Below are 12,839 nucleotides of genomic sequence, written 5' to 3'. Positions count from 1 at the left end.
AATATCGCTATGGTTGTATCAGTAATGGGCACTAGCGTGACTGACTGGCTTAATCGCGGGCGGTAACTCCTGCCATCGCGAAGGTCGCCATGTCCGAATGGCAGGCGGCTGCAGCCTTGACGATGCCGGCGGCCAGCGCCGCGCCGGTGCCTTCGCCGAGCCGCATGCCGAGGGCGAGCAGAGGGACCTTGTCCATCGCCTCCAGCGCCGCGAGATGGCCGGGCTCGGCCGAGACGTGGCCGAACAAACAGTGGTCGAGCGCGCGCGCGTCGATCGACCAGAGGATGGCGGCAGCGGCAGTGGCGACATAGCCGTCGACGATGACAGGCACGCGCTGCAGGCGCGCGGCGAGGATCGCCCCGGCCATCGCCGCGATCTCGCGCCCGCCGAGCCGGCGCAGCACTTCCAGGGGGTCACCGAGATGAGCGGCGTGCAGCACCAGCCCCTGCTCGATCACCCGCGTCTTCAGCGCGATGCCCTCTGGGCCATGGCCGGTGCCGGGACCGACCCAGTCGGCCGTCTCGCCCTTGAACAAGGCCGCAAAGATCGCCGCAGCGACGGTCGTGTTGCCGATGCCCATTTCGCCGATGCACAGAAGATCGGGCTCGCCCATCAGGCATTCCATGCCGAAGGCCATGGTGGCGGCACAGGTGCGCTCGTCCATCGCCGGCCCTTCCGAAAAATCGTCCGTCGGCACTTCCAATGCCAGGTCGAAGATCTTCAGGCCGAGATCGTAGGCGGCGCAGATCTGGTTGATCGCCGCCCCGCCGGCGGCGAAGTTCGTGACCATCTGCGCCGTCACCTCCGGCGGAAAGGCCGAGACGCCCTTGGCGGCCACGCCGTGATTGCCGGCGAAGATCGCCACCAGCGGCCGCGTCACGGCGGGAACGCGCCCCTGCCAGGCGGCCAGCCATTCGGAAATTTCCTCGAGCCGGCCGAGCGAGCCGGCAGGCTTGGTGAGTTGCGCCTCGCGCTCGCGCTTGGCGCGCACGGCGGCGACGTCGGGCCCCGGCATCTGCCGGACGAGGGCGCGGATGTCGTCGAAGGGAAGGCCGGTGGCGGACATGATCACTCTTTCGCCCGGGAGAGCCGGGAATGGCGGACAGGCGCCTGCTGTAAAGCGCCGATCCGCCGCTGTACAGGTAAGGTGCGCTGCCCGATCATCGCGCCGTGCTTGCCGCAAGCGATCGTTCCGGGACGGCGATGGCCCAATGTCCACAGGGCGCGGCAGGAGGGCTCTGCGGGACGACCGCAAGGCGGCCGGCACCCGGCCGGGCCGTTCGCGCCGGGCTTGGCGGGCGACGGCGCGCCGGGCTTGGCGGGCGACGGCGCGCCGGGCTATCACGACTGATGCCCGACATCCTCGCCGCCACGCTTCGCTCCCTCGCCTTCCTCACCCGGCTGCCGCCGGTGTCGCGCGCCTTTTCCGGCGAGCATCCGCTCGGGCGCGACGCCCATGCCTTTCCGCTTGCCGGCCTCGTCGCGGCCCTGCCCTCGGCCTGCCTGGTCGTCGCCCTCGATGCGCTCGGCCTGTCGCCGGCGACCACCGCGATCCTGGCGGTCGCGCTGCTCGTCGCCGTCACCGGCGGGCTGCACGAGGACGGGCTCGGCGACGTCGCCGACGGCCTCGGCGGGCATCATCCGAAAGACCGGGCGCTGGCCATCATGAAGGACAGCCGGATCGGCGCCTATGGCGCGCTGGCGCTGGTCCTGTCGCTGCTCTTGCGCGTCTCGCTGCTGGCCGACCTCGCTGCCGGGAATGCGGGCCACGCGGCGCTCGCTTTTCTCGCCGTCGCTGCGGCCAGCCGCGGCGCCATGGCATGGCTCTGGTCGAGCCTACCCAGCGCCAGCGAGAGCGGCATCGCCGCGCGGGTGGGACAGCCGGCGGCGCGTACCGGCCGGGTCGCGGCCGGTCTCGGCGCCGCCCTCCTCGTCGTCGGTGGCGCCGTCGCCGCGGGCCCCGCCGGCGCGGTGCTGCCGCTGCTCCTGGGCCTCCTCGTCCTCGGCCAGTTTCGCAAATTCCTGATCCGCCGGCTCGGCGGCCAGACCGGCGACTGCCTCGGTGCCGCGCAGCAGCTGACCGAGATCGCCGGCCTCTTCGGCTTCGCGCTCGCCCTCAGCGCAGGCTGAGGACGAAGAGGAGCAGCGCCGCGGCGATCAGGAGGTTGGACAGCCGGCGCAGCAGCACGATCGCGCGGTCGATGTCGGCGGCCGTCGCCTGCAGCCGTCCTTCGGGATGCAGCAGCGGCGCGTCGACGATGAGGGTGCCGTAGCGGCGCGGGCCGCCCAAAGCGAGGCCGAGCGCGGCGGCGGCGGACGCTTCCGGCCATCCGGCATTGGGCGAGCGGTGCAGCCCGGCATCGCGCCGGGCGACGGCCCACGCATGGGCGAAACCCCGCGAGCCCGGCAGCGTCGGGGCGAGCGCGGCGAAGGCGAGGGCGTTCAGCCGCGCCGGCAGGAGATTGGCCAGATCGTCGAGCCGTGCCGCGGCCCAGCCAAAGGCGCGGTGGCGCTCGCTCATATGGCCGATCATCGAATCGGCCGTGTTCAGCACCTTGTAGGCGAGGAGCCCTGGCAGGCCGAAGACGAGATAGAACAGCCAGGGCGCGACGATGCCGTCCGACGCGTTTTCGGCGAGACTCTCGATCGCCGCGCGGCAGACGCCGGCCTCGTCCAACTGGTCGGGATCGCGCCCGACGATCATCGACACGGCGCGCCGCCCTTCGGCGAGCCCGCCGGAGGAGAGCGCCTCGGCCACCCGCCGGACATGCTCGGCCATGCTCTTCTGTGCCAGGAAGATGCCGACGACGACGGCTTCGAGCCCGATCCCCACCCAGCCGAGGCGGGCCAACAACGCATGCAGCCCCGCCCCGAGCGCGATGGCCGCAGCCAGCAGCGCGATCACGGCGACGACGCCGTTGCGCCGCTGCGCGGCGAAGGAGAGGTCTTCGCGGTTGAACCGCCGGTCCATCCAGCCGATCACCTGGCCTATCCACACCACCGGATGCGGCCAGCGCCGCCAGAGCCAGTCGGGATCGCCGACGATGCGGTCGAGCAGCGTGCCGAGGAGAAGGGCGAGGAAATGCGCGGTCATGGCATGATCTTCCGGCCGCTGAAGCGGTCAGCGCATCGCGTCGGTGACGACTGACGACGCCCGTCAGCCTGCCGATCTCTCCCCTTGAGGGGGAGATGCCCGGCAGGGCACAGGGGGGTAAAGCGCCGGCGTCTGCCAAAGCTTCCGCGTCCGTCGTCGCTGCTCTCTTGTCTGCTGAAGACTGAGGGCGGCAGCGTTTCAGAAGCTGCGCTCGCGACGCCGCGCCCGCACACCCCCCTCTGGCCTGCCGGCCATCTCCCCCTCAAGGGGGGAGATCGGAACGTCGGTGGAGTCGGGCCCTTCCTCATGCCCGGTCGATCACGTGCAGGAACGAGCCGCCGACGCGCCCGATCCGGAGCCCTCTCGGGCCGAGATCCGTGCCCGCGGCGTCGCTGGCGCGCAGCAGCGGTTCTGCCGCGCCCTCGTGGACGATGCTAGCATAGTGGAATTCATGCGCCGCGAGCGCCCCGTCCCAGGGAAAGCCCGACATCGCCACCCGGCGATAGCCGAGATGGCGGCGGCGCGTGGCAAAACTCGTCGACAGCGGCAGCAGGCCGAGCATGGCATGGCGAATGCCGTCCGCGTCCTCGATCGAATCGCCCAGCATCATGTAGCCGCCGCACTCGCCATAGATCGCGGCACCGCGACTGGCCGCGGCGCGCATTCCCTCGGCAAAGCGCCTGGCCACCGCCAGCCGCCCCGCATGCAGTTCGGGATAGCCGCCGGGCAGATAGACGGCGTCGGCATCAGGGTCGGGCGCCTCGTCGGCGAGCGGCGAGAAGAAGGACAGCGAGGCGCCCGCTCGGCGCCAGCCGCCGAGGAGATGCGGATAGGCGAAGGCGAAGGCGGTGTCGCGGGCGACGGCGATGCGCTGGCCAAGCGGCGCCAGCCGCGGCACCGCCAATGCGGACGGTTGTCGCGTCGCGGCGCCGTCGCTTCCGTCAGGACCGTTGCCGGGGCCTCGGCGGGCCAGCGCGCGAAGAGCCGCCAGATCGAGGCCGGAGGACACCCAGTCGGCGGCGCGCTCGAGGAAGCCTTCGAGATCGGCGTGTTCCATCGCCTGGACGAGGCCGAGATGGCGTTCGGGCAGGCCGAGACCGGGGTCGGCAGGCAGGACGCCGAGGACCGGCACGCCGAGCGGCGCGATCGCCTGAACCAGCATGGCGGCATGCCGGGGGCTGCCGACGCGGTTGAGGACGACGCCGGCCAGGGCCACGTCGGCACGGTGGTCGCGAAAGCCGCGCACCAAGGCGGCGGCGGAATGCGACTGTTTCGCGCAGTCGACCACCAGCACGACGGAAAGCCCGAGCGTCGCCGCGAGATCGGCGGAAGCGCCGGTGCCATCGGCGGCGCCGTCGAAGAGACCCATCATGCCTTCTACGACGAGCCCCTCGGCAGCGGAATGCCCCGCCTCGGTGGGCCAGAGCGCTTCGGCCGCCAGGACGGACAGAAGGTCCGGCCGCATCGCCCACGGGTCGAGATTGACGCAGGGCCGACCGCCGGCGGCCGCATGAAAGGCCGGATCGATATAGTCCGGCCCGGCCTTGGCCGAGGCCATGGCGATGCGGGCACGGCGAAAGGCGCGGAGCAGGCCGAGCGTCACGCTGGTCTTGCCGGCGCCGGAAGACGGCGCGGCGATCAGAAGGCCGGGCATGGGCGCCTCCGCAGACTGTCTCGGACGGACGGACAGGCCCGGTTGGCCGTCGGGCATCCCGCCCCGGACTGCCCGGCTCGCCCGGAAAGCCGCCGCTCGGCCCGAAGCCCCCCCTGCTTTCGCCCCGCCCCGCGCCGGCCTATAGACAGGACATGGAGCCCGACCGCCGCCCGACGACCGATGACAGCGCCGCGCCCGTGCCGGTGCTGCGGCGCGGCTGGACGACGGGGGCCTGCGCCACCGCGGCGACGAAGGCGGCGCTGACGGCGCTGCTGACCGGCGACTTTCCCGATCCCGTCGAGATCGCCCTGCCCAAGGGCGAGACGCCGGCCTTCGCCCTCGCCCGCCAAAGTCTGGCCCACGGTGTCGCCATGGCCTCGATCATCAAGGACGCCGGCGACGATCCCGATGTCACCCATCTCGCCGAAATCGTCGCCACGGTCCGATTTGGTAAGCCGGATTCGGGAATTCGTTTCCAGGCGGGAAAAGGCGTCGGGATGGTGACCCTGATCGGCCTGCCGATCTCGCCCGGCGAGCCGGCGATCAATCCCGTACCCCGCGCGATGATGCGCGCTGTGGTCGAGGCGCTGTGCGCGGCGCATGGCCGTGCCGCCGATGTCGAGATCGAGATCGGCGTGACCGGCGGCGAGGCGTTGGCGCAAAAGACCTGGAACCCGCGGCTCGGCATCGTCGGCGGCCTGTCGATCCTCGGCACAACGGGGATCGTCCATCCCTTTTCCTGCGCGGCCTGGATCCACTCGATCCACCGCGGCATCGACGTCGCGCGCGGCGCCGGGCTCGGCCGTGTCGTCGGCGCCACCGGCTCGAGCAGCGAGGATGCCGCGCGGGCGCTCTACCCGGAGCTGCCGGAGATCGCCTTCCTCGACATGGGCGACTTTGCCGGCGGCCTTTTGAAATATCTGCGCGTCCACCCGGTGCCCCAGGTGACCATCGCCGGCGGATTCGCCAAGCTGACAAAGCTCGCCGCCGGCTCGCTCGACCTCCATTCCGGCCGCAGCCAGGTCGACTTCGCCTATCTGCACGGCCTCGTCGCGGAAATTGCCCCGGAGCGTGCGGAGGCGCTTGAACCGGCGATCCTCGGCGCCAACACGGCCAAGGCCGTGCTCGATCTCTGTGTTGCCGGCGGCATCGATCTGGCCGGCGCGGTCGCCCGGGCAGCGCTCGCCACGGTCAGCACGACCCTGCGCGGCGCCGACATCGCTGCCGAGATCATCGTCGTCGACCGGACCGGCGGGGTGATCGCCCGTGCCGGCTGAAACCATTTTGATCCTCGGCGGCACCGCTGAAGCGTCGGCGCTCGCCCGGCGCATCGCCGAGGAGCGGCCCGGCGAGCGACTGATCGTCTCGCTCGCCGGCCGGACGAAGTTTCCGGCGCTTTCGTCCGGGGAAAGCCGCATCGGCGGTTTTGGCGGCGCGATGGGGCTGGCGGAATATGTCTGCGCGCAAAGGGTCACGCGGCTCGTCGACGCGACGCATCCCTTTGCCGTCGGCATGTCGCGGAACGCCGAAAAAGCCGCCGCGCTGACGGGCGTGCCGCGGATCGCGCTCGTGCGCCCGGCCTGGGAGCCGGTCGAGGGCGACCACTGGATCGCCGCCGACTGCCTCGGCGCCGCGCGCGACGCGCTTCCCGAAGGCGCGCGGCCGTTCCTCGCCCTTGGACGGCAGCATCTGGCGCCCTTCGCCGCGCGGACGGACCTCTCGCCCGTGCTGCGGATGGTCGACGCGCCGGACGCCCTGCCCTTCCCGGCCGAAGTGATCCTCGGCAAGCCGGATCCGGACTGGCATGCGGAAGCCGCCCTTCTCGCCCGGCTCGGCATCACCCATCTCGTCTGCCGCAACTCGGGCGGGGCCGCCTCGTATGCCAAGGTCGAAGCGGCGCGAAAACTCGGCCTGCCCGTGGTGATGATCGCGCGCGCCGCAGCGCCCGCGCCACCGACCGCGGGGGATGTCGCGGCGGTGATGGACTGGCTCGTGGCGTAGCGCCCCGCGGCGTCGCGCCTCACGCCCCGGCCTTCCGCTTCGGTCGGAGAAGGTGGACCTGCGCGGCATCGTAGAGTTTGGAATCGATGAAGTCGGTCGCGCCCAGCGCCCGGCCGACGAAGATCAGCGCCGTGCGCGTCAGCTTGGCCGCCCGCGCCTTCGCATGGATGTCGGCAAGCGTGCCGTGAATGAAGGCCTCGTCCGGCCAGCCGACGCGATAGGCGATGATGGCCGGGCAGTCCGGCCCGTATTTTTCCAGCGGCTCCAGCTCGCGCTGGATGTGCGGGATGTTGCGGATCGACAGGTGGATGGCGAGCGTCGCGCCGCTCTGCCCGAGCGTCGACAGCTCCTCGCCGACGGGCATGGAGGACGATTTCATCGCCGTGCGGGTGAGGATCACGGTCTGGCAGAGTTCCGGCACGGTCAGCTCGGTCGCCAGCGCCGCGGCGGCGGCGGCGAAGGCGGGCACACCCGGCGTCACGTCATAGGGGATGCCGAGCGCCTTTAGCCGCCGCATCTGCTCGGCCGTCGCGCCATAGAGCGAGGGGTCGCCCGAATGCACCCGCGCGACGTCGAGACCTTTTTCGTTCGCCGCCGCCATCTCAGCGATGATCTCGTCCAGCGTCATCGGCGCGGTATCACGCACCAGCGCGCCCGCCGGCGCAGCGGCGACCACCGCCTCTGGCACCAGCGACCCGGCATAGAGGCAGACCGGACAGGACTCGATGAGGCGCAAGCCCCGCACGGTGATGAGATCGGGCGCGCCGGGGCCGGCGCCGATGAAGTGGACGGTCATGGCAAAGCCCTTCGTATCGCGGCGGCTTCTGCCTGGCCGATCTCCCCCCTTGAGGGGGAGATGTCCGGCAGGACAGAGGGGGGTGAGGCCGGGACGGCTAGGCTTGAGGTTTTGGACTGCTCGATCCTGGAAACGTCAGCGCCGGGGCCACCCCCCTCTGCCTTGCCAGGCATCTCCCCCTCAAGGGGGGAGATCGCAGCATCGCCAGGCGATCGCATCCCCGTCCCCGCCTTGCCCGAATACCCCCGCGGCGTGAAGGCCCAGCGGCGCCCGTCGCCGGTGGTAACGACGCGCGTCTCGGACGAGCCGACGATCACCACGGTCAGCATGTCGACGTCGTCGATGTCGAGCGCAGCGAGCGGCACGATGCGCACCGTCTCGCCCGGACGGCCGAGATTGGTGGCGAGGATCACCGGCGTGTCGGATGGGCGGTGTTCGAGCAGGCGGTCGCGGGCAAAGGCGAGCTGGGTGCGGCGGCGTTTCGACACCGGGTTGTAGAAGGCGATGACGAAGTCGCCTTCCGCCGCCGCCTGGACGCGGCGCTGGATGTCGGCCCAGGGCGTCAGGAGGTCGGAGAGCGAGATGGTGCAGAAATCGTGGCCGAGCGGCGCGCCGGCGCGGGCGGCGGCGGCCTGGAGGGCGGAAATGCCCGGCGAGACGGCGATCTCGATGCGCCGCGCGGCCGGGCCGACGCCTTTTGTGTCGAGGAGCTCGAAGACCAGCGTCGCCATGGCGTAGATGCCGGCGTCGCCGGAGCAGACGAGGGCGACGGTTTTTCCCTCGCCAGCGAGCTCCATCGCGTGCCGCACCCGCTTTTCCTCGGCGCCGAGGTCGAAATCGTGCCGCGCCTTGCCTTCGGCGAGCGGTCCCAGCAGGTCGAGATAGAGCGAATAGCCGACGAGGTCGGTGGCATCAGCCACCATGCGACTGACCTCCGGCGAGCGCCACTCCACCCCGCCCGGCCCGATGCCGACGACATAGAGCGTTCCGCGCGCGGTGCCGGTGCTTGGCATGTCGATCGGCGCCGGCGCGCGCGCCAGCGCGGCGGTGGTCCGCGCGCTTTTGTGCTTGGCGACGATCAGGTCGCCGCCCGGGCCGGCAGCCGCCAGCGCCGCGCCTTCGGCGACGCCGTGGCAGCCGGTCTCGGCGAAGACGACGTCGGACGGGTTCTTCAGCCGCGGCGCTTCCGCCTCCAGACGGACGGCGTCAAAGAAGCGGGCGGGCACGCCGAAATGGGTGGCCACGGCGTGCACCGCCGGCTCGTCGGCCTTGAGGTCGAGCGAGAAGATGCCGGCGAGCGAGAGCGGCGAAACGCCGGCCTTAACCAGCACGCTTTCGGCCAGCGCGATCGCCTCCTCGGCCGGCGCGTGGCGCTCGGCGCCGATCCCGAGCGCCAGCGTCGCCGGGCGGTAGAGGAGTTCGAGAGTTTCGGGCGCCCGCGCGGTTTCGGTCACAGTCAGCGTCACGGCGCTGGCCGAGAAATCATCGCCGGCAGCCGACCCGCCACCTGCATCCGACGTGGCCAGAGGCAGGCGCGAGGCCTCCAGCCAGGCGGCTGTGCCGCAGAGCCGCGCCGGGGCGCCGGCGACGAGTTCGGCCATGGCCGCCTTGGCGTCGCAGGCGGGATCGAGGCGCCAGCCGGTCGGCGGCGCGTCGAGGGCGACGCCGAAGCGCAGGTCGCCCGCCGTCGTCACCGCCGCGACCGCGCCGAGCGTGGCCGCCAGCTGCCGGGCCAGATCATTGGCGCCGTGATGGCCGCCGAGCAGCGGCACCACGACCGAGCCGTCATCGGCGACGGCGAGCACCGGCGGTTCGGCGGCCTTGTCGGCGAGCACCGGCCCCAGCAGGCGGATCACCGCGCCCGCCGCCATCACCGCGACGATCGGCCGGCCCTCGGCAAAGAGCGCGCGCAGATGCGTTCCGGCCTCGGCAAACCGCACGTCTGCCGCGGCGATCCGCGCGGCCGCGCCATGGATCTCGCCGCCCAGCGCCTGGCGGATGCGCTCGGCCAGCGGCAGAGCAGCGCTCGAGAGAATGACGATCGCCGGGGTCATGCAAGGCTCTCCGGAAGGGGGACGGCGACCGAGAGGCTCGCGCCCGACCGGCCGCGGATCGCCGCCTCCGCGCCGCGATAGCCGAGGATCATCGAAAAATACGGCGCCTCGCCGCCGGCCGCGGCCAAAGGCAGGATGCGCTGCTCGGGCAGCGAGACGCGCTCGCAATAGGCGCAGGCTTCCGTCAGCCCCAGGCTTTCCAGCAGCGCCCGCACCCGCGCGAAATGCCGGCCGAGCTTCATGATGGCGAATCCTTCGGCGCCTGCGATCCGCGCGACGATGGCAGCGTCGTCGAGGGGGCCCGGAATGATCGTCAGCACGTCGTTGCGGGCGGCGAGCGGCCGGCCGAGCGCGGCGGCGGCAGCCGTGACCGAGGCGATGCCGGGGACGATTTCCGCGGGATAGCGGCCTGCCAGGCGCTCGAACAGATACATGAAGGAGCCGTAGAAGAAGGGGTCGCCCTCGCAGAGCACGGCGACGTCCTGACCGGCCTCCAGCCGCGCGGCGATCGTCTCCGCCGCGGCGTCGTAGATCGCCTGGCCGGGAAAGCGCTCGACGCGCATCGGGATGACGATGGCGATCTCCTCCTGCCCGCCGGGCAGATGGCCGTCGACGATCGCCCGGGCAAAGCTCGGCCCGGTATCGGGCGCGGGGTACGCGATCACCGGCGCGCTTTGCAGGATGCGAAGGGCTTTCAGCGTGATCAGCTCGGGATCGCCGGGGCCGACGCCCAGGCCGTAGAGCGTGCCGGTCATGGCGCGTCTCCGAGCGACTTGGCATGGGGTTTTGCCATGGCGAAGTGCAGCACGGGCATGGCCGGCCGCCAGCCACGAAACGGGCCGACCGGTTCCGCCCGGTCGACCGAGAGCCGGAGCAGCTCGCCGCCATGCGTGGCGTGCAGGTCGATGAGCAGGCGTTCCGATTCCAGCGTCACGGCATGGGCGACGAGGCGGCCGCCGGGCTTCAGCCGGGCGAGCGCCGGCGCGAACACGTCCTCCGACAGGCCGCCGCCGATGAAGACAGCATCCGGCGCGCCCAAAACGGCAGCCAAACTTTCCGGAGCACGGCCTTCGACGATCGTGATCCCCGGCGTTCCCAGCGCCTCGGCATTGGCGGCGATCAGCGCGCGGCGCTCCGCCAGCGGCTCGAAGGCGACGGCGCGGGCGCCGCGCGCGGCGCGCATGAACTCGACCGCGACCGAGCCGCTGCCGGCGCCGACATCCCAGAGCACGGCGCCGGGAAAGGGCGCGAGCGCGGCGATGGCGAGCGCCCGGGCGACACGCTTGGTCATCTTGCCGTCATGGACGAAAGCCTCGTCCGGCAGGCCGGCGACCGTGGGCAGCAACGCCGCGTCCGGTGCGGCGATGCAGTCGACGGCGACGAGGTTGAGCGCGGCAATGTTCGGGAGATCGAAGTTTTGGGCGATCGTCGCGCGAACGCGCTCGGCCGCGCCACCGAGATGCTCGAGCACGGTGATCCGGCTTTCGGCAAAGCCGCGCCCAACCAGCAGCGCCGCCAGCGCCGCCGGCGTCGCGGCCCCTTCCGACAGCACGAGCAGCCGCGCCCCTGGCTGGATGGCCGGCTGGACGGCGGCCAGCGGCCGGCCATGCACGGTCAGGCATTCCACGCTTTCGACGGGCCAGCCGAGGCGGGCGGCGGCGAGCTGGAAAGACGAGGGCGCGGGCAGCACCCGCATCTCGTCCGGCCCATAGACGGCAGACAGCGTGCCGGCGACGCCAAACCAGAAGGGATCGCCGCTGGCGAGCACCGCCACGCGCTGCGATCGGGCCGCCGCGATGTCGGCGAGCGAATCGCGGAACGGGCTTTTCCAGGCGACATGGCGCTGGGCGTCGGTCGCAGAGCGACCTGTCGCGCGGGCCGAAACGGCTGAGCCAACAGACGCTGCGTCATCGCGTTCCGCCAGCATGGCCAGATGCCGCGCCCCGCCAAAGACCACCTCCGCCGCATCCAGCGCCGCGCGCGCCTCGGGCGTCAGCGTGGCGAGGCCGCCGTCGCCGATGCCGATCACCGTCAGGCGCGGCCCCGTCATGATCCGGTGCCGAGACCCGCCGCCACGGCATTGACGGCAGCGGCGGCGAGCGCGCTGCCGCCGCGTCGTCCGGTGGCGGTGATGAAGGGAATGCCGCGGGAATCGCGGACGAGTTCGGCCTTGGATTCGGCCGCGCCGACGAAGCCGACGGGCATGCCGATGATCAGCGCCGGTTTCGGCGCGCCCGCATCGATCCGCTCCAGCAGGCGGAACAGCGCCGTCGGCGCATTGCCGATGGCCACCACCGCGCCGCGCAGATCGCCGTCCCAGAGATCGACCTGGGCGGCCGAGCGGGTCGTGCGCTGCCGCTCGGCGAGCGGCGCGACGGAAGGATCGTTCAGCCGGCAGATGATCTCGCTTGCCGCCGGCAAATTGCGGCGGATGATGCCGTGCGACACCATCTCCGCATCGCAGAGGATTTTTGCCCCGTGCTGGAGAGCGCGCCGGCCGGCGGCGACGGCGCCGGGCGAGACGACGAGGTCGGCCACCAGATCGGTCATGCCGCAGGCGTGGATCAGCCTTATGGCGAGATCTCGCGCCTCCTTGGCGACGCCGGAAAAGTCCGCCTCGGCCTGGATGGCGGCAAAGCTCGCGGCATAGATGGCGGCGGGATCGCGGAGATAATCGAGGCCGGGCAGCCGGGCGACGGCCGGCATCGGCAGTTCCGGCGATGGCGCCTGCGGGCCGCCGAGGCCGAGGATCCAGCCCTCTTCCGTCAAAACGGTCTCGCGCTCGTCGGGCGTCAGGTCTTCAGGGCCGGCGAGGAACGTGCCGAGCGTGCCTTCCGCATCGGCGGTGGCAAAGCCCTCCGCCAGCGTCTCGACCTGCGCCTGGTCGAGGCAGGTGCGGTCGCCGAGCATCACCGGGAACAGCGCGGGATAGATCTCGGCGAGGACGCAAGGCGCGGAGAGATCGTCGGCAAAGCCGGTCTCGAACGGCCAGACCTTGATCTTGCCGGCCAGCGTCTCGTCGCGGCGCAGCGCCTCGAGGCGCGAGAAGCCGAGCAGCGACTGGCTGCCGACGCTGCCGGCGAAGGCGAGTTTCCACACCGGCTGGGCCCGCGGCAGCCGCTCCTCGCAGAGGCGCTTTTCCGGTAGGGCGGTCGGATACGGCTCCGGCTTCTTGTCGGAGAGGCCCGAGATGACGAGATGCGGCGGGCGACCCCAGAACATCGGCGCGTCGGCCAGGAC

Annotated in this window: 11 protein-coding genes; 3 read left to right on the top strand and 8 right to left on the bottom strand. The window is 71.8% G+C overall.

Annotated features, from left to right (window positions below; translation table 11 throughout):
- Window positions 1-49: 49 nt before the first annotated feature.
- Window positions 50-1,066 (bottom strand): nicotinate-nucleotide--dimethylbenzimidazole phosphoribosyltransferase, encoded by a 1,017-nt coding sequence (cobT, locus tag IEX88_RS02195; protein WP_188848914.1) that lies wholly within the window; start codon window positions 1,064-1,066, stop codon window positions 50-52.
- 284 nt (window positions 1,067-1,350) lie between these two features.
- Here cobT and cobS point away from each other — a divergent pair, with 284 nt between their 5' ends.
- Window positions 1,351-2,130: an adenosylcobinamide-GDP ribazoletransferase gene (cobS, locus tag IEX88_RS02190; RefSeq protein ID WP_188848913.1), complete on the top strand. Its 780-nt coding sequence runs from the start codon at window positions 1,351-1,353 to the stop codon at window positions 2,128-2,130.
- Here cobS and cbiB read toward each other — a convergent pair.
- On the bottom strand, window positions 2,117-3,094 hold the full coding sequence (cbiB, locus tag IEX88_RS02185; protein ID WP_188848912.1) for an adenosylcobinamide-phosphate synthase CbiB: 978 nt from the start codon (window positions 3,092-3,094) through the stop codon (window positions 2,117-2,119). The genes cobS and cbiB overlap by 14 nt on opposite strands.
- Before the next feature lie 304 nt (window positions 3,095-3,398).
- Window positions 3,399-4,748: a cobyrinic acid a,c-diamide synthase CobB gene (locus IEX88_RS02180; protein WP_188848911.1), complete on the bottom strand. Its 1,350-nt coding sequence runs from the start codon at window positions 4,746-4,748 to the stop codon at window positions 3,399-3,401.
- Between the two features lie 152 nt (window positions 4,749-4,900).
- On the opposite strand from IEX88_RS02180, the gene IEX88_RS02175 reads away from it, so the two are divergent.
- The gene (locus tag IEX88_RS02175; protein WP_188848910.1) at window positions 4,901-6,025 is read left to right on the top strand and encodes a cobalt-precorrin-5B (C(1))-methyltransferase; all 1,125 of its coding nucleotides are present in this window, start codon (window positions 4,901-4,903) and stop codon (window positions 6,023-6,025) included.
- Window positions 6,015-6,749 (top strand): cobalt-precorrin-6A reductase, encoded by a 735-nt coding sequence (locus IEX88_RS02170; protein ID WP_188848909.1) that lies wholly within the window; start codon window positions 6,015-6,017, stop codon window positions 6,747-6,749. The genes IEX88_RS02175 and IEX88_RS02170 overlap by 11 nt, the downstream gene beginning before the upstream one ends.
- 19 nt (window positions 6,750-6,768) lie before the next feature.
- On the opposite strand, the gene cobM is transcribed toward IEX88_RS02170, so the two are convergent.
- The 5 genes from cobM to IEX88_RS26750 are packed head-to-tail and all read right to left on the bottom strand — an operon-like array spanning window position 6,769 to window position 12,305.
- Window positions 6,769-7,545: a precorrin-4 C(11)-methyltransferase gene (gene cobM, locus IEX88_RS02165; protein ID WP_188848908.1), complete on the bottom strand. Its 777-nt coding sequence runs from the start codon at window positions 7,543-7,545 to the stop codon at window positions 6,769-6,771.
- Window positions 7,542-9,599 carry a precorrin-3B C(17)-methyltransferase gene (gene cobJ, locus IEX88_RS02160; protein ID WP_188848907.1) on the bottom strand — a complete coding sequence of 686 codons (2,058 nt, stop codon included), beginning with the start codon at window positions 9,597-9,599 and terminating at the stop codon, window positions 7,542-7,544. The genes cobM and cobJ overlap by 4 nt, the downstream gene beginning before the upstream one ends.
- Window positions 9,596-10,354: a precorrin-2 C(20)-methyltransferase gene (gene cobI / locus IEX88_RS02155; RefSeq protein WP_188848906.1), complete on the bottom strand. Its 759-nt coding sequence runs from the start codon at window positions 10,352-10,354 to the stop codon at window positions 9,596-9,598. The genes cobJ and cobI overlap by 4 nt, the downstream gene beginning before the upstream one ends.
- Window positions 10,351-11,649: a precorrin-6y C5,15-methyltransferase (decarboxylating) subunit CbiE gene (cbiE, locus tag IEX88_RS02150; RefSeq protein ID WP_188848905.1), complete on the bottom strand. Its 1,299-nt coding sequence runs from the start codon at window positions 11,647-11,649 to the stop codon at window positions 10,351-10,353. Before cbiE ends, cobI begins: the two co-directional genes overlap by 4 nt.
- Complete coding sequence (locus IEX88_RS26750; RefSeq protein ID WP_244639813.1) at window positions 11,646-12,305, bottom strand: precorrin-8X methylmutase; 660 nt, start codon at window positions 12,303-12,305, stop codon at window positions 11,646-11,648. Before IEX88_RS26750 ends, cbiE begins: the two co-directional genes overlap by 4 nt.
- Between the last annotated feature and the right edge of the window lie 534 nt (window positions 12,306-12,839).

The sequence above is a fragment of the Aureimonas glaciei genome, from assembly GCF_014643375.1.
Lineage (GTDB): Bacteria > Pseudomonadota > Alphaproteobacteria > Rhizobiales > Rhizobiaceae > Plantimonas > Plantimonas glaciei.
Note: the sequence above shows the minus strand (reverse complement) of the source record. Positions and strands in the feature narration are given on the sequence as shown.